Genomic DNA, 20,221 nt, shown 5'->3' on the forward strand with positions numbered 1-20,221 from the left:
GGGAGAATCCGGGTGTGAACGAACGACCTTGGCCTGCGGGCGCCGCGACCGCGATCGGTTCCCAGCCCGGCACCGATCCGGTCGAGGCCGCGTCGATCGTGTTCGGCGAACTGCCCGAATTCCCGTATCTGCCCGAACTTCCCGCGCGGGGCGTCGGTGCCGACCTGATCGGCCGGACGGCGGCGCTGCTGGTCGATCTCGCCGTCGAGGTGGTGCCGAGCGGCTATCGGGTCGCCGCCCGCCCCGGCCACGACCACCGCCGCGCCCTCGATCTGATGAACTGGGACCTCGACGCCGTCCAGGAGGCCAGGGAGAAGGCGGGTGCCGCGCCGCCGGTCTTCAAGACGCAGGTCGCGGGCCCGTGGACCCTCGCCGCGAACATCGAACTCCAGCGCGGGCACCGGATCCTCACCGATCGGGGCGCGCTGCGCGATTTCACCGCGTCCCTGCTGGACGGCCTTGCCGAACACGTCGCGGAGCTGAAGTCGCGCATCGGCGCGCCGGTGGTGCTCCAGTTCGACGAACCGTCGCTGCCCGCGGTCCTCGCCGGTGACCTCCCGACGGCGTCCGGGTACGGCACCGTTTCCGCCGTCCCCGCGCCGGAGGCCCGCGAGCTGCTTTCGACGGTGATCTCCGGGGCGGAGCGCATCACCGGGCAGCCGGTCGTCGTGCACTGCTGTGCCGAGAAGCCGCCGATCTCATTGCTGCGCGCGGCCGGGGCGAAAGCGATCGCCTTCGACTTCACCCTGCTGAAGGGTGCTTCGCCCGCGCAGCTCGACGAAATCGGCGAGACGCTGGACTCCGGCACGACGCTGATGCTCGGGCTGGTCCCCACGACCGATCCCGGCGCGCCGGTGGTACTGCGTGACCTGGTCACGCCCGTGTTCAAACTCGTGGACAGGCTCGGGTTCCGCCGCGAGATCCTTGCCGAACGCGTCGTGCCGACGCCGGCATGCGGTCTCGCGGGCGCCACCCCCGACTGGATGCGCCGCGCGTTCACCCTCGGCCGAGAGGCTGGCAAGGCTTTCCTCGAACCGCCTGAAGGCTGGTGACCGGCGCGGTAGCGTGCCCGCATGCGTTTGTTCCGCCGACCTCGAAAGTCCGAGGACGTTCCCGACCCCCGCACCGCCTGGCCCGAGCAGCCGGTCCCCGAGGACGCGGCCGCCGCGGCGGCGACGTTCTGGGAGGCGTGGTTCGCGCTCCTGCCGGAGGTCAGCGCCGCACTCGGCGACCGCGAGCCGCATCGGGTGGAACACGACCTCTGCACCCTCGTCGAGGCGCTGCACCCGCGGCTGCACTTCTCCCTCGATCGGGGGCACCGGGCGATCTACTCGCTGGTGCTCACCGGCCAGGAAGATCCGGAACTGCGCCCGTACACCGACGCGTGGAAGGCCGCCGCACCGCCGGAGGACGCGATCTGGGAGTACCACGACTCCGTGCCGCCGGTCCCCGATCCGAGTGAGGTCACCGTCAACCTCGGCGAGACCCGGATCGCGCTCGCCGACGTCCGGGTGACCGCGAAGGTGGACGAATCAGCCGGACGGGTGGACGTGACCGTGTTCCATCCGCTGATCGGGGGACTCCGGCCGGAGACCCGGACGACCATGACCTTCCTGCCGCTGGACGCCACGCTGGGTGAGCGCGTCGCTGCCGAAAGGCTGGGCAAGGTCGAGCTGGTGACCGAGGCGCAGGAGGGGCAGCTGACCCTGCTGGAACTACGCGAGGTGGTCGGCAGCCTGTCCGGAATTGTCGGTACCCCCGACTAGGCTTACCCCCGTGAGCAGCGAACTTCCTGAAAACCCCGAGCCGGCGCAGGACATCACCGAGGTCCCCGCCGAGGTCCGCGAGCGGCACGCCGAACTGGCCGAGGAGATCCGCGGGCACCAGTTCCGGTACTACGTGCTGGATTCACCGATCGTGTCCGACGGCCAGTTCGACACGCTGCTCAACGAACTCCAGGCCATCGAGGACGAGCACCCGGGGCTGGTCACGCCGGAGTCGCCGACGCAGAACGTCGGCGGCACGTTCTCGACCGAGTTCGCCGCGCACGACCACCTCGAGCGCATGCTCAGCCTGGACAACGTCTTCGACACCGAGAGTTTCGAGACGTGGGTCGAGCGGGTCCAGAAGGAGATCGGCGCGACGCAGTACCTGGCCGAACTGAAGATCGACGGGCTCGCGATCAACCTGCTGTACGAGAACGGCAAGCTGACCCGCGCGCTGACCAGGGGCGACGGCCGCACCGGCGAGGACGTCACGCTCAACGTCCGCACGCTGGAGCAGGTGCCGGAGCGGCTGAGGGGCACCGACGAGTTCCCGGTGCCCGCGCTGGTCGAGGTCCGCGGCGAGGTGTTCTTCCGCGTCGAGGACTTCCTGGCGCTCAACGCGAAAATGGTCGAGGCGGGCAAGGACCCGTACGCGAACCCGCGCAACACCGCCGCGGGATCGTTGCGGCAGAAGGATCCGAAGATCACGAAATCCCGCAACCTGCGGCTGATCTGCCACGGTCTCGGGAAACGCGAAGGGTTCGAGCCGAAGCGCCAGTCCGAGGCGTACGACGCGCTCGCCGCGTGGGGCCTGCCGGTCTCGCCGCACAGCAAGGTGCTGACCTCGGGCGAGGAACTGCTGGCGCACATCGAATACTGGGGCGAGCACCGCCACGACGCCGAGCACGAGATCGACGGCGTGGTCATCAAGGTGGACGAGGTCGCGCTGCAACGCCGTCTCGGGACGACGTCACGCGCGCCGCGCTGGGCGATCGCCTACAAGTACCCGCCGGAAGAGGCGATCACCACCCTGCTGGACATCCAGGTCAACGTCGGCCGCACCGGCCGGGTCACCCCGTTCGCGGTGATGGAGCCGGTGAAGGTCGCCGGGTCCACGGTGGCGATGGCGACGCTGCACAACCAGGAAGAGGTCAAACGCAAGGGCGTGCTGATCGGGGACAAGGTCGTGATCCGCAAGGCGGGCGACGTCATCCCCGAGGTGCTCGGCCCGGTCGCCGACGCGCGCACCGGCGAGGAACGCGAGTTCGTCATGCCGTTGCGCTGCCCCAACTGCGACACCGAACTGGCACACCAGAAGGAGGGCGACATCGACATCCGTTGCCCGAATTCGCGATCGTGCCCGGCGCAGCTGCGGGAGCGGCTGTTCCATCTCGGCGGCCGGGGCGCGTTCGACATCGAGGTGCTCGGCTACGAGGCCGCGGTCGCGATCCTGGACGCCGGTGTCGTGCATGACGAGGGTGACATCTTCGATCTGGACGAGGAGAAACTGCTCCAGGTGGAGCTGTTCCGCACCAAGGCGGGGGAGCTGTCGGCCAACGGGCGCAAGCTGCTGGACAACCTGGAAACGGTGAAGGACCGTCCACTGTGGAAGGTCATCGTCGGCCTGTCGATCCGGCACGTCGGCCCCACGGCGGCACAGGCGCTCGCCCGGGAATTCGGTTCGCTCGAACGAATCGAGAACGCCTCGGAGGAGGAGCTCTCCAGCGTCGACGGCGTCGGCCCGACCATCGCGCGCGCGGCGAAAGAGTGGTTCGAGGTCGATTGGCACTGCGAGATCGTCGAGAAGTGGCGCGCGGCGGGCGTGCGGATGGAGGAGGAGCGCGACGAGTCCATCCCGCGCAACCTCGAAGGCCTGTCGATCGTCGTCACCGGTTCGCTGAACGACTACTCCCGTGACGAGGCCAAGGAGTTCATCATGGCCCGCGGCGGGAAGGCGGCCGGTTCGGTGTCGAAGAAGACCGCGTTCGTCGTCGTCGGCGACGCGCCGGGGACGAAGTACGACAAGGCCGTCCAGCTGAAGGTGCCGGTGCTCGACGAAAACGGCTTCCGGGTGCTGCTGGAGAGCGGCCCCGAGGCCGCCGCCGGGCTCGCACTGCCCACCGACGAACCCGCTGCGGAGGAAAGCGTTGAGTGACCTGGAGATCCGGCCCGCCCGTGACGGCGAACTGAAGGCGATCGGGGAACTCACTCTGGCCGCGTACTCGGCGGACTATGGCCTCGTGGATGGCGTCGGCTACGCGGCCGAACTCGCCGACGCCGCCCGCCGTGCGGAGCAGGCCGAACTGCTGGTCGCGGTGGACGGCGACGGCACGCTGGTCGGCACGGTCACCATCGCACGGCCGGGGACGCCGTTCGCCGAGCTGTCCCGCGAGGGCGAGCTGGAGTTCCGCATGCTCGGCGTACTGCCCTCGGCCACGGGGCGCGGTATCGGCGAGGCGCTGACCAGGGCGGTCATCGCGCGGGCGCGGGAACTGGCCGCGACGCGGGTGGTGCTGTGCAGCCTGGACACGATGGAGCGGGCGCACCGGCTGTACGAGCGGCTCGGCTTCGCACGGCTGCCGGAGCGTGACTGGGAACCGCATCCCGGGGTGACCCTCATCGCCTACGGTCTGGACCTCTGAGTCGATACACCTTGTTGGTGTATGGGTCGGACCAATATCGACATAGACGACGACCTGGTCGCTGCCGTGATGCATCGCCATGGGTTCAAAACCAAGAAGGCCGCGGTGGATTTCGCGTTGCGAAAAGCGGCGCCGGTGATCACCACCGCCGACATCCTGGGGCTGGAAGGGCTCGGTTGGGAAGCGGATCTGGACGAGATGCGTGACGACTCCGCGGACCGCAAAGGGCGCGATGCCTCCTGAACAACGTTGCCTGATCGACAGCTCGGTGTGGATCGACTTGCTTCGCAAGCACGCCACGCGTGCGAGAAACCTGGTCGTGGAGCCGGCCGCGCAGCCGAAGATGATCGTGACCTCTGAGCCGATCGTCATGGAACTGCTTGCGGGAGTGAGCGCCGAGGCGCTTCCGCGTCTTGAGCGGACCCTTGCCGGTTTCGTCAACTTGGGCGTCGATCCCGCGATCGACTTCGGACCGCGGCGGAGATCTCCCGGGCCGTCCGCGCCGACGGGCACAGGGTCCGTTCCGCGATGGATTGCCTCATCGCGGCGGTGGCGGTGAGGCACAAGGCCGTGCTGATCCACAAGGACGTCGATTACGTGCGTATCGCCGAAGTCGTACCCGAACTTCGAGCCGAGGCGGTCTTCGACTCGTGAGCGGAGCTAGCTGTCCAGCACGACGGCGACGATCCCCGCGAAGTGCGCCAGCCGGGCCACCTCGGCGGCCCGGAAGTTCGGCCCACCCGGCCGCGCGACCAGCAGTGCCTTCCCGGGTTTCCCCAGCGGCGTCGCCGCGAGTTCCGTGCCCAGTTCCTTCCACGTCTCCGGGACCCAGGCCTCCTCGGCGTCGAGGATGGTGGCGCGTTCCAGCGGCAGCCACGGCAGGTCGGTGATCGGCGTCTCTGGCGCGGCGTTGGACGAAGCGAGCCGGATCGCGCCGCCCTCGGCGTGTTCGACGACGACGGCCCAGCCCGCCCGGATGATCCGCGGCACGCCCTCGGCGAGGATCTCCAGCCCCGAAGCGGGCTTCGCGGCGATCTCCTCGACCAGTTCGAGTTCGCGATGGGTGTCCAGGACCCCGGCGTACGGGCGGACGGCGTCGACCTCGACACCGTCGACGCTTTCGGCGGCGGTGATCAGCGCGTCCGGCAGCCTGCCGGAGGGGATTTCGACGACGAGGTCGTCGACGGCGACACCGCCGCCGCGTTCGACCACGTCCACACTCAGGATGTCGGCGCCGACGGTGCCGAGCGCGGTGGCGACCGCGCCGAGGGTCCCCGGGGTGTCCGGTAATTGGACCCGGATCAGGAACGACACACGCGCCCCTCTCGCCTCAGGCGTTCCAGCCTCGCCGTGGAACGCGCTACGCCGGGCGCTGATTGTGACAGACCGGACGAGGTAATGGGACTCACCGTCCGGCCTTCGGGATAACGAACCAGGCACTCCTTACCCGAAGTGGGAGTCCCGGCCGCGGCCTAACCCAGTCGAGTTCGCCGACGCCGCCACCATAGACTTGCAGCTTCCGACAGAACCCGCACAGCACACCCCGGGAGTCACCCGCGTGCCCAACATTTCCCGCGACGAGGTCGCACACCTCGCCAAGCTCGCCAGGCTTGCCGTCACCGAGGAGGAGCTGGACGTCTTCGCAGGCCAGCTCGACCAGATCCTGGACTCGGTGGCCAAGGTGAGCGAGGTGGCGGGCGAAGATGTCCCGCCGACGTCGCACGCCGTGCCGCTGACCAACGTGTTCCGTGAGGACACGGTCCGACCGGGGCTGACCCAGCAGCAGGCGCTGGCCGGTGCGCCCGCCAGCGAAGAGGGTCGTTTCCGGGTGCCGCGGATTCTGGGAGAAGAGCAGTGACCGAACTCATCAAACTGACCGCCGCCGAACTGGCGGAGAAGATCCAGTCCCGTGAGGTCTCGGCGGTCGAGGTCGCACAGGCCCACTTGGACCGGATCGCCGAGGTCGACGACCACATCCACGCGTTCCTGCACGTGGACACCGAGGGCGCGCTCGACGCGGCCCGCGCGGTGGACGCCGACGTCGCCGAGGGCAAGGCGCCGAAGTCACCGCTCGCCGGGGTGCCGCTGGCGCTCAAGGACGTGCTGACCACCAAGGGCATCCCGACCACCGTCGGTTCGAAGACGCTGGAGAACTGGATCCCGCCGTACGACGCCACCGTGACGCGCAAGCTGCGCGAGGCCGGTGTCGTGGTGCTCGGCAAGACCAACATGGACGAGTTCGCGATGGGCTCCTCCACGGAGAACTCCGCGTTCGGCCCGACGCACAACCCGTGGGACCACGCCCGTATCCCCGGCGGCTCCGGCGGTGGTTCCTCGGCGTCCATCGCGGCGTTCGAGGCCGCGATCGCGATCGGCACCGACACCGGCGGTTCGATCCGCCAGCCCGGCGCCGTCACCGGCACCGTCGGCGTGAAGCCGACGTACGGCGGCGTCTCTCGCTACGGTCTCGTCGCCTTCTCGTCGTCGCTCGACCAGGCAGGCCCCTGCGCGCGGACCGTGCTCGACGCCGCGCTGCTGCACGAGGTCATCGCCGGATACGACCCGATGGACTCGACCTCGATCGACGCGCCGGTCCCGCCGGTGGTCGCCGCGGCCCGCCAGGGTCTGACCGGTGACCTCAAGGGCGTCCGCGTCGGCGTGGTGAAGGAGTTCGCCGGCGACGGCTACCAGGCCGGTGTCCTGCGGTCCTTCGAAGCCGCCGTCGAGCAGCTGCGCGCGCTCGGTGCCGAGATCGTCGAGGTCTCGTGCCCCAACTTCACCTACGCGCTGCCCGCGTACTACCTGATCGCGCCGAGCGAGTGCTCGTCGAACCTCGCCCGGTTCGACGCCATGCGCTACGGCCTGCGCGTGTCCGACGACGGCGCGCACAGCGCCGAAGAGGTCATGTCGCTCACCCGTGAGAAGGGCTTCGGCCCCGAGGTCAAGCGCCGCATCATGCTCGGCACGTACGCCCTGTCCTCGGGCTACTACGACGCCTACTACGGCTCGGCGCAGAAGGTCCGCACGCTCATCACGCGCGACTTCGAAGCCGCGTACGAAAAGGTGGACGTGCTGGTCTCGCCGACCACGCCGACCACCGCGTTCAAGATCGGCGAGCGCGTCGACGACCCGATGGCGATGTACCTCGCGGACCTCTGCACCATCCCGTCGAACCTCGCGGGCAACGCCGCGATGAGCGTCCCGAGTGGACTGTCACACGAGGACGGCTTGCCGGTTGGCCTCCAGATCATGGCCCCGGCGATGGCCGACGACAGGCTGTACCGCGTCGGCGCCGCCTACGAGGTCGCGCGCGACGCCGCCAACGGTGGCTCGCTGGTGCACGAGGTTCCTGAGCTGGGAGGAAAGAAGTGACCGCCGTGGTTGAGTTGATGGACTACGCCGACGTCATCGAGCGGTTCGACCCGGTGCTGGGCCTCGAGGTGCACGTCGAGCTGAACACGAACACCAAGATGTTCTGCGGCTGCGCCAACGAGTTCGGCGGCGAGCCGAACACCAAGGTCTGCCCGACCTGTCTCGGGATGCCCGGTGCGCTGCCGGTCGTCAACGGCAAGGCGATCGAAGGCGCGATCCGCATCGGCCTCGCGCTCAACTGCGAGATCGCGCAGTGGTGCCGGTTCGCCAGGAAGAACTACTTCTACCCGGACATGCCGAAGAACTTCCAGACGTCGCAATACGACGAGCCGATCGCCTTCAACGGCTACCTCGACGTGACGCTGGACGACGGCGAGGTCGTGCGCGTGGAGATCGAGCGCGCGCACATGGAGGAGGACACCGGCAAGTCGCTGCACGTCGGCGGCGCCACCGGTCGCATCCACGGCGCCGAGCACTCGCTGCTCGACTACAACCGCGCCGGCGTGCCGCTGATCGAGATCGTCACCAAGACGATCGAGCACACCGGCGAGCGTGCCCCCGAGGTCGCGCGGGCGTACGTGAGCGCGCTGCGGGATCTGCTGAGCGCGCTGAACGTCTCCGACGTCCGCATGGACCAGGGTTCCCTGCGCTGCGACGCGAACGTGTCGCTGATGGCCAAGGACGCGACCGAGTTCGGCACGCGCACCGAGACCAAGAACGTCAACTCGCTGCGCAGCGTCGAGCGCGCCGTGCGGTACGAGATGACCCGCCAGGCGGCGATTCTCGCCGAGGGCGGCTCGATCAAGCAGGAGACGCGGCACTTCCAGGAGGCCGACGGCACCACGTCACCCGGCCGCACCAAGGAGACCGCCGAGGACTACCGGTACTTCCCGGAGCCCGACCTGGTGCCGATCGCGCCGTCGCGCGAGTGGGTCGAGGAGCTGCGCAAGACGCTGCCGGAGATGCCTTCGGAGCGCCGCAAGCGCATCCAGCGCGAATGGAACCTGACCGACGAGGCGTTGCGCGACCTGCTCAACGTCGGCGCGGTCGACCTGGTCGCCGCGACCGTCGAGGCGGGCGCGACCCCGGACGAGGCCCGCAGCTGGTGGGTCAACACGCTGGCGCAGGAGGCCAACTCCCGCGAGATCGAACTCGCCGAGCTGACGATCACGCCGTCGCAGCTGGCCGACGTCATCGGCCTGGTCAAATCCGGTGAGCTGACCAACAAGCTGGCCAAGGAGGTCGTGCAGGGCGTCCTCGCCGGCGAGGGTTCGCCCGCCGAGGTCGTCGAGAAGCGCGGCCTGAAGGTCGTCTCCGACGACTCCGCGCTCATCGCGGCGGTCGACGAGGCGCTGGCCGCGCAACCGGACGTCGCCGAGAAGATCCGCGGCGGCAAGGTGGCCGCGGCCGGGGCGATCGTCGGCGCGGTCATGAAGGCCACCAAGGGCCAGGCCGACGCCAAGCGCGTGCGCGAACTGATCGTCGAGCGAGTCGGTGCCTGACCTCGCTTTGAAGAAGGTCACCTGGCGTGAGTGGCTCGGCTTCGCGGCCGGGCTGCTCGCGCTGGTGGCCTTGTTCCTGCCGTGGCTGACGCTGACCGCGTCGCGCCCGGAGATCGAGGACGTACTGACGACGTTGCCCGCCGCCGACGTCACGCGTGACGCTTGGCGCGCGGGCTTCCTCGCCTGGGCGCCGGTCTTCCTGCTGTTCCTGCCCGGTCTCGCCGTCGTGCTGTTCGGCCGCGTCGACGCCGTCCGCCGCGCGGGTTTGCCGCATCTGTGGCTGATGGCGGCCATCGGCGCGCTCCTGCTGATGGCACTCGGCTGGCTGACCCTCGACTGGCAGTTCGACGCCGACCAGCGGGGAATCCTCTCCGCCGCCGGTATCGAGATCGGGACCGGACTGGGCCGCCACCTCGGCCTGCTCGCCGCGGTGATCTCCGCCGTCGTCGCCTTCTTCGACGTCCGGGTCCTCCGCGCCGAGACCCGCACCCGCCGCTGACACCCTTCCCGCGATTAGTCCTCTAGTTGCGGGACCCTCCTGCGTCACCCAGGCGTGCTCGGACGGCGAACACACGTGATCAGACGGCGATCACGCGTGCTTGGACGGCGAACTCGCGTGATCAGACGGCGATCACGCGAGTCACGCCCTCCTCTCTCGCAAGTAGTCCTCTAATCGCGGGAGAGGGCGCCCGTGCTGACCGTGCCCACCACCGGCGACGGCGGCGCCGTCGCGGACCAGGCCCGCTGGTACGCCGACCAGATCCGGCGGAACGGCGATCCCGGCCGGTTGCGCCAGACCTACATTGCCAGGGGCGGCCAACGCCGCCGAGGAGATTGGACGCTGGCCTGCCACGGACGCGCGGCGCCTCACCTCGGCCGCGATCGCCTGCGGTCCGGACCATCTGCTGGTGCCGGATCTGTCCGGCCCGGATTTCAAGGAGAAGCCCGTCCCGCCGTCGTTCGTCCGGTTCACCCCGCCGGTGTTCCCCGGCCGTCCCGGTGAGGCCCGGCCGGGGCGGCTCAGTCCTTGCCGCCCCCGCCGGACGCGGCGGTCGGCGTGATGATGACGACGCGGTCGTCACTCGACACCGGCGCGCCGCCGTCCTTGTTGATCGTGCCGACCAGCGCGATCTGCGGGTTGATCATGCTCATGGAAGCCAGGCGGCCGAAGGTCTTCGGCGGTTTGCCGACCTTGCCGTCCAGGTAGACGTTGGGTTTGCCGGTGATCGCGCCGTCCGGGGTCACCGGCAGGTTCTGCAGATTCCCGGCGATGGAGGTCGCCACGGAGAGATAGCCGGTGGCGCCGACGAAGTCCGCGCATCCCGCGACGCCGGGTTTGTCCGGCCAGGTCCACGCCGGGGTGGTCAGCGGTTTGCCCGCGCTGAGCCGGTAGACGACGTCCTTGTCCGCCAGTCTGTCGGTCAGCCACATCCGCGAACCGGCCTGGTCGCGGCACAACCCGCCGGGCGAGTGCACACCGGTCGAGAAGACCGCCGAACCCGCCGTCGGGTTGCCCGGCGCCGGCTTGCCGGAGGTGTCGATGCGCAGCACCTTCCCGGCCAGCGACGCCGGATCGGCCGCCAGTCCGGCGTTGCCCGCGTCGCCGGTGGCGATCAGGAGCGCACCCTTGGCGTCGGTGCCGATCGCGCCGCGGTTGCCGGTGGCGCCCTTGGGAATGCCGGTCAGCACCGGTTTCGGCGCCTGGCCCTTCGCCAGCCGGACGACCCGGTTGTCGGCCGGGGTGGTGATGTAGGCGAAGACCAGCTGGTCTTCGGCGAAACCGGGGGACAGGGCGAGCGAGGTGAGACCGCCGTCACCGGAGCCGTCCACCGGGATGGTGGCCCAGGCGGCCGGGTCCTTCTCCGCGGCGGCGAGCAAGATCCGGCCGCTCTTGCGTTCCCCCGCGAGCGCGCTGGGGGCGGAGCCGTCGCCGGGGATCGCGGCCACGGCGGCTACGGTGTCCAGGCAGGTCGCGATGACGGTCTTGTCGAAGTCCTTGCAGCCCTGCGGTGGTGGAACCGGGGTCGGCGTCTGGTTCGGTCCGCCGCCGCGGCCGGGACCGGAGTCGCCCGCTTCACCGCCGGGCCCGACCTGGGGCGGGACCTCGGGGGACGGCGGGTTGACCGGCGTGAACCTCTGCCCGGCGGCCGTGTTGTCGAAATCGGCGCAGCCGGAGAGCAGCAGCGCGCCGCAGGCCAGCAAAGCCAGCGGTGCGGTCCATTTCCGCCGGTACCTGGTACGCACGGGGCCAGCCTAGGTGGGCCTGCGTGAGCCACGGGTAAGCGGCACTGGATTACCGTGGTGATCATGACGGTAACCGTGCTCGTGCCCGACGAAGAGGGAGTGGCCGCGCTTTCGGAGATCGAAGGCGTGCGTCCGGTGGTGTACCGCCGGGGGGAGTCAGTACCGGCCGAAGCCGCCGTGGCCGAGGTCCTGGTGACCGGTGACCGGCCCACCGACGAGATGTGGCGTGAGCTGCCGAACGTCAAACTCGTGCAGTTGCTGGTGGCCGGGGCCGAGGACTGGATCGGCAAGGTGCCGGCCGGCGTCCTGCTCTCGACCTGCCGCGGCGCGCACGGCGGAAGCTCCGCCGAATGGGTCGTCGCGGTCCTCCTGGCGATCTACCGCGGTCTCGACGGATTCGCCGACGGCCTGCGGCGGAAACACTGGGAACGCCGGACCACCGACACCCTGCAAGGCAAGAAGGCCCTCATCGTCGGCGCGGGCGACCTCGGCAGGCACCTGCGGCGTCGGCTGGAGACCTTCGACGTGCGGTGCACGATGGTCGGCGCGACCGCCCGCGAGGGGGTGCACGGCGTCGGCGAACTCCCCGGCCTGCTGCCCGAACACGACATCACGGTCCTGATGGTGCCGCTCACCCAGCACACCCAGGGGCTGGTCGACGCGGAATTCCTGGCTGCGATGCCGGACGGGGCGATCCTCGTCAACGTGTCGAGGGGACCGGTCGTCGTCACCGACGCACTCGTCGCGGAACTCGCGTCGGGACGGCTGCGCGCCGCCCTCGACGTCACCGATCCCGAACCACTGCCCGGCGGGCATCCGCTGTGGGACGTGCCGGGACTGCTGCTGACGCCGCACGTCGCGGGCGCGGTGAGCGGGCGACGGCAGCGCGCGTACGCGGTGGTGGTCCGGGAGCTGAGCCATTATTTGAGCGGAGAGCTGCCGAAGAACCTGGTCCACGGCGAATACTGATCAGCGTGGCGAATCTTCATGTCGGTTGCGCGATGTGGACGCACAAGGCGTGGGCCGGGCGGTTCCTGCCGCGGTCGCGGCCTGCCGGGGAGCGACTGCGGGCCTACGCGGGCTGGTGCAACGCGGTCGAGGGCAACACCACCTTCTACGCGACCCCCGCCAGGGACACCGTCGCGACGTGGGCGCGGCAGACCGACCCCGGTTTCCGGTTCGTGGTCAAGCTGCCCAAGATCGTCACGCACGAGCGACGGCTCACCGGTGTCGAGACCGAGATGCGGGCGTTCCTGGACGCGATCGAACCCCTCGGCGACCGGGCGGTCCTGTGGACCCAGTTGCCCGCCTCGTTCGGCCCGCCGGACGTCGACACCCTCGGCCGCTTCCTGCGCCGTCTCCCCGCCGGCCTCCGCCGTGCCGTGGAGGTGCGCCATCCCGAGTTTTACGCCGACGCCCGCTCGACGTCGCTGCTGGAGCGGACCCTCGTCGACGCGGACGCCGAGTGGGTGCCGTTCGACACCACGGTCTTCTTCCGGAGGCCGCCGGTCAGCGAGGCTGAGCAGGACGCCTGGGCCAAGAAACCCCGGCTGCCGCGGCGGACGCGGGCGCTGACCGACCGGCCGATCGTCCGCTACCTCGGCCGGGACTCGACCGAGGAGACCGTCCAGGGCTGGCGACCGTGGGCCGAGGTGGTCGCCGGGTGGCTGCGCGCGGGCCGGTCGCCGACGGTCTTCGTGCACACCCCCGACAACGACGACGCACCGGCGCTCGCCCGCCGGTTCCATGACGACGTGCGCGCCTTGGTCCCCGGCCTCGACCCGCTGCCCGAGCCCGAACCGGTCGAGCCCGCGACCCTGTTCTGAGCCGCTTCGCCACCGGTCCGGCGGTTCGGTCGCCCGACGAGCCGGTTTCGCCTACCCTTCGCGCGTGAGCGATGACTACCAGCCCGGCATGATCTCGGACGTGGCCGACTCCGACAGCGGCCCGGCCCCGGCGGAGACCAGGGGTGGGATCGACCTCGGTCTGCTCGTCCTGCGAGTGGTGCTCGGCGTGACCATGGGCGCGCACGGGCTGCAACACCTCTTCGGCGCCTTCGGCGGGCCCGGGGTCGGCGGCTTCGCGAGGGCGCTCGACAACTTCGGCTACACCACCCAGACCACGCTGCTTTCGTGGATCACCGGGATCAGCGAAGTGCTCGGCGGAGCGCTCGTCCTGGTCGGCCTGTTCACCCCGGTCGGAGCCGCCGCGCTGCTCGGCGTCTGCGCGAACATCGTGTTCGTGAAGTTCGGCGGCGGGTTCTTCCAGAAGGAAGGGCAGGGTTTCGAGTTCGAACTCCTGCTGGGCGCGGCCTCGCTGACCGTCCTGCTCGCGGGCGCCGGGCGGCTCTCGCTGGATGTCAACACGCCTTGGCGGAAGCGTCCGCTTTCGTTCGGGCTGATCGGGCTCCTGCTGGCCGCGGCCGCTTCGGTGGTGGTGATCGTGCTGTGCCGCTGATGCTCCCTCGCGTGTTATGAACGGACCTTTTATAACAAGATTTGTTATAAAAGGTCCGTTCATAACAACCGCAACCAGCGGACTACTTGCTCGGGTCCCGCACGGCGCCGGTGTCGGCCGAAGTCGCCATCCGCGCGTAGGCCCGCAGCGCGGCCGTCACCGGCCGCTCCCGCGAGACGGGCTGCCAAGGCCGCTCGCTCGCCTCCATCTTCGCGCGCCGCTCGGCCAGCACGTCCGCGTCGACGAGCAGTTCGAGACGGCGCTCGTGGACGTCGAGCAGGATCCGGTCACCATTTTGGACGAGGCCGATCGTCCCGCCCGCGGCGGCCTCGGGGGAGATGTGCCCGACCGAAATGCCCGACGAGCCACCGGAAAACCGGCCGTCGGTGATCAGCGCGCACTTCTTGCCGAGACCGGAGCCCTTGAGGAACGCCGTCGGGTGCAGCATCTCCTGCATGCCAGGGCCGCCCGCCGGGCCTTCGTAGCGGATCACCAGCACCTCGCCGGGTTGGATCTCCTTCTTGAGGATGGCCGAAACGGCCTCCTCCTGGCTTTCCAGCACCCGCGCCGGTCCCTCGAAGTGCCAGAGTTCCTCGTCGATGCCCGCGGACTTGATGACCGCGCCGTTCTCGGCCAGGTTCCCGCGCAGGATCGCGAGCCCGCCGTCCTTGGTGTAGGCGTGCTCGACGTCGTGGATGCAGCCGTCCGCGGCGTCGGTGTCCAAAGAGGACCAGCGGTTCTCGGTGGAGAAGGCCTCGGTGGTGCGGACTCCGCCCGGCGCCGCGTGGAACAGCTCCACGGCCCTGTCCGAGGGGGCCTCTGCGCGGATGTCCCAAGTGGACAGCCACGATTCGAGGTCCGGCGAGTGCACGGAGTGGACGTCGGTGTTCAGTAGCCCGCCGCGGTACAGCTCACCGAGGATGGCCGGGATTCCACCGGCGCGGTGGACGTCCTCCATGTGATAGTCCGAGTTCGGCGCGACCTTCGACAGGCACGGCACCCGGCGGCCGATGGCGTCGATGTCATCGATGGTGAAGTCGACCTCGCCCTCCTGTGCGGCGGCGAGGATGTGCAGCACCGTGTTGGTCGAACCGCCCATCGCCATGTCGAGGGCCATCGCGTTCTCGAACGCCTTCTTCGACGCGATCGAGCGCGGGAGCGCGGACTCGTCGTCCTGCTCATACCAGCGCTTGCACAGCTCGACGACGGTGCGCCCGGCGTCCTCGAAGAGCGCCTTGCGGGCGGCGTGCGTGGCGAGGGTGGAACCGTTGCCCGGCAGCGAGAGCCCGAGCGCCTCGGTGAGGCAGTTCATCGAGTTCGCGGTGAACATGCCCGAACAGGAGCCACAGGTCGGGCAGGCCGAACGCTCCACAATGGACAGCCCGTCCTCGTCGACCTCGCTGCTGGCCGACGCGGCGATCGCGGTGATCAGGTCGGTCGGCGCCTGGGCGACCCCGCCGACGACCACGGCCTTCCCGGCCTCCATCGGCCCGCCGGAGACGAACACCACCGGGATGTTCAGCCGCATGGCGGCGTTCAGCATGCCGGGGGTGATCTTGTCGCAGTTGGAGATGCAGACCAGCGCGTCGGCCTGGTGCGCGTTCACCATGTATTCGACGGAGTCGGCGATGATCTCGCGCGAGGGCAGCGAGTAGAGCATTCCGCTGTGCCCCATGGCGATCCCGTCGTCGACGGCGATCGTGTGGAACTCGCGGGCGACACCGCCCGCCTCCTTCACCGCCCCGGCCACGATCTCGCCGAGGTCCTTGAGGTGCACGTGCCCCGGCACGAACTGGGTGTAGGAGTTCGCGATGGCGACGATCGGCTTGCCGAAGTCGCTGTCGGTCATCCCGGTGGCGCGCCACAGCGAGCGGGCGCCCGCCGCGTTGCGGCCGTGGGTGGTGGTCCGGGAACGGAGTGGGGGCACGGCTGACTCCAAGGTTCGGATGGGACCAGGGCGAACGAGCGCCAAACTGGTCCTACCAATCCTACTCCCCGGAACCGCCGGTCTTTTCCGGAGCCTCGCCCACGTCGTCGGTCAGCCCGGAAGGATCGGCCATGTGTCCCGCGCTGACCAGCGAGATCACCGGAAGATGGCGAGTGCGCACGGCCGGGAGCGCGACCTTGGTCTCGTCTTTCAGTACCGCCCGCACCTTCGCCTTGTCGGTGATGGCGAGGCCCTTGAGGGAGGACCACGGCAGGTCCCGCCGCCCGAACAGCGTGCGGACCTCCAGCCCCTCGGCCGTCGCGGTCGTACGGGTCCGGATGACGAACACCGCCAGCGCGATCGGGAAGACGTAGAGCCACTGGAGGTACGGAACGTCGCCGAACGCGACAGGCGTCACACAAACGACGAGGAAAGCGATCGCCAGCAGCGCCGTGTTCGGAATCTTGAAGACGGCTTTGGGAGCCTCGTTCGCCTGTTCCTGCTGCTTTTCTTCTGCCACGTCAAAGATGGTGCACCGCGGCCTTTCCGGCCCCGAACGCGGGTCGTGTAGTACGCCGACGGTGTCCAGCATGCGGAATCGCCGTCCCGCAGAGTTGACACTCTTGACGGGGACCGGCTAGCTTCACTCTCGTGACAACGCAGACCGGCCTCGTACTTCCCAAGCGCGTCGACGCTTAGGGAAGTCTCCGCTGCGTCGACGCGCGACCCTCGTGCGACCACTTCGGTCGGCGGGGGTTTTTTGATGTTCAAAACAAGGGCATAGCGTTGCCTGGAACAATTTCACCTGCCGAACCAGCCAATGAATACCCGAACGAGTGACTAGACAAGACGAGGCAAACAGCGATGACTAGTGCCACCTCGCGAGCAGAAGCGAACACCTCTGGAACTCGTCCCAAGCCGGCCCCGCCGGCCGGGACCCCCGTGCGGGTCACGGGCGCGCAGTCGCTCGTCCGCTCGCTCGAGGCGGTGGGCGCGGAAGTCGTGTTCGGTATTCCCGGCGGCACCATTCTCCCGGCGTACGACCCGTTGCTCGACTCGACGAAGGTCCGCCACGTCCTGGTCCGGCACGAACAGGGCGCGGGCCACGCCGCCACCGGGTACGCCCAGGCGACCGGCAAGGTCGGTGTGTGCATGGCCACGTCGGGTCCCGGCGCGACCAACCTGGTCACCCCGCTGGCCGACGCGAACATGGACTCGGTGCCGGTGGTCGCCATCACCGGTCAGCAGTCCCGCGCGCTGATCGGCACGGACGCCTTCCAGGAAGCCGACATCTGCGGCATCACGATGCCGATCACCAAGCACAACTTCCTGGTCACCGACCCGGCGGACATCCCGCGCACCATCGCGGAGGCCTTCCACCTCGCCTCGACCGGCCGTCCCGGCCCGGTCCTGGTGGACATCCCCAAGGACGTCCTCCAGGAAATGACCTCCTTCTCCTGGCCGACGGAGCTGCGACTGCCGGGTTACCGGCCGACGCTGCGCCCGCACGGCAAGCAGGTCCGCGAGGCCGCGCGGCTGATCGGCAAGTCGCGGCGCCCGGTCCTCTACGTCGGTGGCGGCGTGATCAAGGCCGACGCCTCGCGTCAGCTGATGGAACTGGCCGAGCTGACCGGGATCCCGGTCGTCACCACGCTGATGGCGCGTGGCGCGTTCCCCGACTCGCACCCGCAGCACCTCGGGATGCCGGGGATGCACGGCTCGGTCTCCGCGGTCGCCGCGATGCAGCGCGCGGATCTGCTGATCGCGCTCGGCGCCCGTTTCGACGACCGCGTCACCGGACAGCTGTCGTCCTTCGCCCCGGAAGCCGCCATCGTCCACGCCGACATCGATCCGGCCGAGATCTCCAAGAACCGCAAGGCGGACGTGCCGATCGTCGGTGACTGCGCGGAGATCATCACCGAACTGATCGAGGCCGTCCGAGCCGAAACCGACAAGTCCGCGAAGCCAGATCTGAAGGACTGGTGGACGCAGGTCAGCTCCTGGCGTGACGACTACCCGGCCGGCTACGAGTGGCCCGAGGACGGGACGCTTTCCCCGCAGTACGTCATCGAGCGCATCGGTTCGCTCGTCGGCCCGGACGCGGTCTACACCGCGGGTGTCGGCCAGCATCAGATGTGGGCCGCGCAGTTCGTGAAGTACGAGAACCCGCGCACCTGGATCAACTCCGGCGGCCTCGGCACGATGGGCTTCGCCGTCCCCGCCGCGATGGGCGCCAAGTTCGGTGTCCCGGACAAGCAGGTCTGGGCCATCGACGGCGACGGTTGTTTCCAGATGACGAACCAGGAACTGGCCACCTGCGCCATCGAAGGCGCGCCGATCAAGGTCGCCGTCATCAACAACGGCAACCTGGGCATGGTCCGCCAGTGGCAGAACCTCTTCTACTCGGAGCGGTACTCCAACACCGATCTCGGTACCCACAAGCACCGCATCCCCGACTTCACCCTGCTCGCGGAGGCGCTCGGCTGCGCCGGGCTCCGCTGTGAGACCAAGGAAGACGTCGACGCCACCATCCGGCGCGCCATGGAGATCAACGACCGCCCCGTCGTGATCGATTTCGTGGTGGGGAAGGATGCCCAGGTGTGGCCGATGGTGGCCGCGGGCACCGGTAACGACGAAATCATGTCCGTGCGCGGGATCCGCCCGCTCTTCGACGACGACGAGGTCGCCGCGGAGGCGAAGCTGGACGCCGCCACAGAAGGAGACGCCCGATGAGCGTGCACACCCTGAGCGTTCTGGTGGAGAACAAGCCCGGTGTCCTCGCGCGGGTTTCCGGACTGTTCTCCCGGCGTGGTTTCAACATCGAATCCCTCGCCGTCGGGCCCACGGAGAATCCCGAGGTGTCCCGGATGACGATCGTGGTCGCCGTCGAAGAGCTACCGCTCGAACAGGTGACCAAACAGCTCAACAAGCTGGTCAACGTCATCAAGATCGTGGAATTGGAAAAGTCCACCGCCGTGCAGCGCGAACTGCTGCTCGTCAAGGTCCGGGCCGACGCCACCGTGCGCAGCCAGGTCCTGGAAACGGTGCAGCTCTTCCGCGCGAAAGTGGTGGATGTGTCCCCCGAGGCGCTCACCGTCGAAGCCACCGGGACCTCGGACAAGATCGGTGCCCTGCTGCGGATGCTGGAGCCCTATGGCATCCGCGAACTGGTCCAGTCCGGAATGGTCGCGGTCGGCCGTGGCGCCCGGTCCATCACCGCCACCTCAGCTCGCTAGTCATTCTTTGTTTGTAAGTCAGGAAAGGAAGTAGTACCCCTCATGGCAGTGGAAATCTTTTACGACGACGACGCGGACCTTTCGATCATCCAGGGTCGCAAGGTCGCCGTGATCGGCTACGGCAGCCAGGGCCACGCGCACTCGCTCAGCCTGCGCGACTCCGGCGTCGACGTCCGCGTCGGCCTGCCCGAGGGCTCGAAGTCGCGGGCCAAGGCCGAGGAGCAGGGTCTCCGCGTGCTCACCCCGGCCGAGGCCAGCGCCGAAGCCGACCTGATCATGATCCTCGCGCCGGACACCAAGCAGCGCGCGATCTACGAGAAGGACATCGAGCCGCACCTCAAGGACGGCGACGCGTTGTTCTTCGGTCACGGCTTCAACATCCGCTACGACCTGATCAAGCCGCCGGGAGGCGTGGACGTCGCCATGGTCGCGCCGAAGGGCCCTGGCCACCTGGTCCGCCGCCAGTTCGTCGACGGGAAGGGCGTCCCGGCGCTCATCGCGGTCGAGCAGGACGCCTCCGGCAACGCGCAGGCGCTCGCGCTGTCCTACGCCGCCGCCATCGGTGGCGCCCGCGCCGGTGTCATCAAGACGACCTTCACCGAGGAGACCGAGACCGACCTCTTCGGCGAGCAGGCCGTCCTCTGCGGGGGCGCCTCCGCGCTGGTGCAGACCGGTTTCGAGGTGCTCACCGAGGCCGGCTACGCGCCGGAGATCGCCTACTTCGAGGTGCTGCACGAGCTGAAGCTGATCGTCGACCTCATGTACGAGGGCGGCATCGCGCGTCAGCGCTACTCGATCTCCGACACCGCCGAGTACGGCGACCTGACCCGCGGCCCGCGGGTCATCTCGCCGGCGGTCAAGGAAGAGATGAAGAAGATCCTCGGTGAGATCCAGGACGGCACCTTCGCCCGCGAATGGGTCGCCGAGGACGAGGCCGGACGGCCGAACTTCACCAAGCTCGAGGAGCAGGGCAACCAGCACCCGATCGAGGAGACCGGCAAGAAGCTGCGCGACCTGATGTCGTGGGTGGACCGGCCGATCACCGAAACCGCCTAGTTCTTGGGCCGAAGGGGCC

Annotated in this window: 20 protein-coding genes and 1 pseudogene; 17 read left to right on the top strand and 4 right to left on the bottom strand. The window is 69.1% G+C overall.

Annotated elements, in window-relative coordinates; all coding sequences use genetic code 11:
• The first annotated feature begins 14 nt into the window (after window positions 1-14).
• The 6 genes and pseudogenes from BS329_RS19785 to BS329_RS42675 form a co-directional block, all read left to right on the top strand.
• Window positions 15-1,052 carry a methionine synthase gene (locus BS329_RS19785; protein WP_076162696.1) on the top strand — a complete coding sequence of 346 codons (1,038 nt, stop codon included), beginning with the start codon at window positions 15-17 and terminating at the stop codon, window positions 1,050-1,052.
• Between the two features lie 21 nt (window positions 1,053-1,073).
• Window positions 1,074-1,766 carry a hypothetical protein gene (locus BS329_RS19790; RefSeq protein WP_076162697.1) on the top strand — a complete coding sequence of 231 codons (693 nt, stop codon included), beginning with the start codon at window positions 1,074-1,076 and terminating at the stop codon, window positions 1,764-1,766.
• Between the two features lie 10 nt (window positions 1,767-1,776).
• Entirely contained in the window at window positions 1,777-3,921 is a 2,145-nt protein-coding gene (gene ligA, locus BS329_RS19795) for an NAD-dependent DNA ligase LigA (protein ID WP_076162698.1), read from the top strand.
• Window positions 3,914-4,408, top strand: a complete 495-nt coding sequence (locus BS329_RS19800) for a GNAT family N-acetyltransferase (protein ID WP_076162699.1) — start codon at window positions 3,914-3,916, stop codon at window positions 4,406-4,408. The genes ligA and BS329_RS19800 overlap by 8 nt, the downstream gene beginning before the upstream one ends.
• A 21-nt stretch (window positions 4,409-4,429) precedes the next feature.
• Window positions 4,430-4,651: a type II toxin-antitoxin system VapB family antitoxin gene (locus BS329_RS19805; protein WP_076162700.1), complete on the top strand. Its 222-nt coding sequence runs from the start codon at window positions 4,430-4,432 to the stop codon at window positions 4,649-4,651.
• A gap of 234 nt (window positions 4,652-4,885) precedes the next feature.
• Window positions 4,886-5,062: pseudogene (locus tag BS329_RS42675) on the top strand (PIN domain-containing protein); the annotation flags it as partial.
• Between the two features lie 6 nt (window positions 5,063-5,068).
• Here BS329_RS42675 and BS329_RS19815 read toward each other — a convergent pair.
• Complete coding sequence (locus BS329_RS19815; protein WP_076162701.1) at window positions 5,069-5,722, bottom strand: ACT domain-containing protein; 654 nt, start codon at window positions 5,720-5,722, stop codon at window positions 5,069-5,071.
• A 244-nt stretch (window positions 5,723-5,966) separates the two neighbouring features.
• Between BS329_RS19815 and gatC the strand changes: the two genes are divergently transcribed.
• From gatC to BS329_RS44155, 5 genes are all read left to right on the top strand, one after another.
• A complete protein-coding gene (gene gatC / locus BS329_RS19820; RefSeq protein WP_005162012.1) occupies window positions 5,967-6,266 on the top strand; it encodes an Asp-tRNA(Asn)/Glu-tRNA(Gln) amidotransferase subunit GatC in 300 nt (99 codons plus the stop codon).
• A complete protein-coding gene (gene gatA / locus BS329_RS19825) occupies window positions 6,263-7,780 on the top strand; it encodes an Asp-tRNA(Asn)/Glu-tRNA(Gln) amidotransferase subunit GatA (protein ID WP_076162702.1) in 1,518 nt (505 codons plus the stop codon). The genes gatC and gatA overlap by 4 nt, the downstream gene beginning before the upstream one ends.
• The gene (gene gatB / locus BS329_RS19830) at window positions 7,777-9,282 is read left to right on the top strand and encodes an Asp-tRNA(Asn)/Glu-tRNA(Gln) amidotransferase subunit GatB (protein WP_076162703.1); all 1,506 of its coding nucleotides are present in this window, start codon (window positions 7,777-7,779) and stop codon (window positions 9,280-9,282) included. Before gatA ends, gatB begins: the two co-directional genes overlap by 4 nt.
• Window positions 9,275-9,781: a hypothetical protein gene (locus BS329_RS19835; protein ID WP_076162704.1), complete on the top strand. Its 507-nt coding sequence runs from the start codon at window positions 9,275-9,277 to the stop codon at window positions 9,779-9,781. Before gatB ends, BS329_RS19835 begins: the two co-directional genes overlap by 8 nt.
• Before the next feature lie 304 nt (window positions 9,782-10,085).
• Window positions 10,086-10,343: a hypothetical protein gene (locus BS329_RS44155; protein ID WP_076162705.1), complete on the top strand. Its 258-nt coding sequence runs from the start codon at window positions 10,086-10,088 to the stop codon at window positions 10,341-10,343.
• Here the strand turns inward: BS329_RS44155 and BS329_RS19845 are convergent.
• Window positions 10,303-11,526, bottom strand: a complete 1,224-nt coding sequence (locus BS329_RS19845) for a PQQ-dependent sugar dehydrogenase (protein ID WP_076162706.1) — start codon at window positions 11,524-11,526, stop codon at window positions 10,303-10,305. The genes BS329_RS44155 and BS329_RS19845 overlap by 41 nt on opposite strands.
• A 63-nt stretch (window positions 11,527-11,589) precedes the next feature.
• On the opposite strand from BS329_RS19845, the gene BS329_RS19850 reads away from it, so the two are divergent.
• The 3 genes from BS329_RS19850 to BS329_RS19860 all read left to right on the top strand — a co-directional run bounded on the left by BS329_RS19850 (window position 11,590) and on the right by BS329_RS19860 (window position 13,983).
• On the top strand, window positions 11,590-12,495 hold the full coding sequence (locus BS329_RS19850; RefSeq protein WP_076162831.1) for a 2-hydroxyacid dehydrogenase: 906 nt from the start codon (window positions 11,590-11,592) through the stop codon (window positions 12,493-12,495).
• 32 nt (window positions 12,496-12,527) lie between these two features.
• Entirely contained in the window at window positions 12,528-13,352 is an 825-nt protein-coding gene (locus BS329_RS19855; protein ID WP_076162832.1) for a DUF72 domain-containing protein, read from the top strand.
• A gap of 88 nt (window positions 13,353-13,440) precedes the next feature.
• Window positions 13,441-13,983, top strand: a complete 543-nt coding sequence (locus BS329_RS19860; RefSeq protein ID WP_076162833.1) for a DoxX family protein — start codon at window positions 13,441-13,443, stop codon at window positions 13,981-13,983.
• 82 nt (window positions 13,984-14,065) lie between these two features.
• On the opposite strand, the gene ilvD is transcribed toward BS329_RS19860, so the two are convergent.
• Window positions 14,066-15,910 (bottom strand): dihydroxy-acid dehydratase, encoded by a 1,845-nt coding sequence (gene ilvD, locus BS329_RS19865; protein ID WP_076162707.1) that lies wholly within the window; start codon window positions 15,908-15,910, stop codon window positions 14,066-14,068.
• Window positions 15,911-15,971: 61 nt separating this feature from the next.
• Window positions 15,972-16,430, bottom strand: coding sequence for a PH domain-containing protein (locus tag BS329_RS19870; protein ID WP_076162834.1), 459 nt, complete (start codon window positions 16,428-16,430; stop codon window positions 15,972-15,974).
• A gap of 344 nt (window positions 16,431-16,774) precedes the next feature.
• On the opposite strand from BS329_RS19870, the gene BS329_RS19875 reads away from it, so the two are divergent.
• The 3 genes from BS329_RS19875 to ilvC are packed head-to-tail and all read left to right on the top strand — an operon-like array spanning window position 16,775 to window position 20,202.
• On the top strand, window positions 16,775-18,643 hold the full coding sequence (locus BS329_RS19875; RefSeq protein WP_076162708.1) for an acetolactate synthase large subunit: 1,869 nt from the start codon (window positions 16,775-16,777) through the stop codon (window positions 18,641-18,643).
• Window positions 18,640-19,146, top strand: coding sequence for an acetolactate synthase small subunit (gene ilvN, locus BS329_RS19880; protein WP_076162709.1), 507 nt, complete (start codon window positions 18,640-18,642; stop codon window positions 19,144-19,146). The genes BS329_RS19875 and ilvN overlap by 4 nt, the downstream gene beginning before the upstream one ends.
• A gap of 42 nt (window positions 19,147-19,188) precedes the next feature.
• Entirely contained in the window at window positions 19,189-20,202 is a 1,014-nt protein-coding gene (gene ilvC, locus BS329_RS19885; protein WP_076162710.1) for a ketol-acid reductoisomerase, read from the top strand.
• The last annotated feature ends 19 nt before the right edge of the window (window positions 20,203-20,221 follow it).

Origin of the sequence: Amycolatopsis coloradensis (assembly GCF_001953865.1) — a bacterium.
GTDB lineage: Bacteria > Actinomycetota > Actinomycetes > Mycobacteriales > Pseudonocardiaceae > Amycolatopsis > Amycolatopsis coloradensis.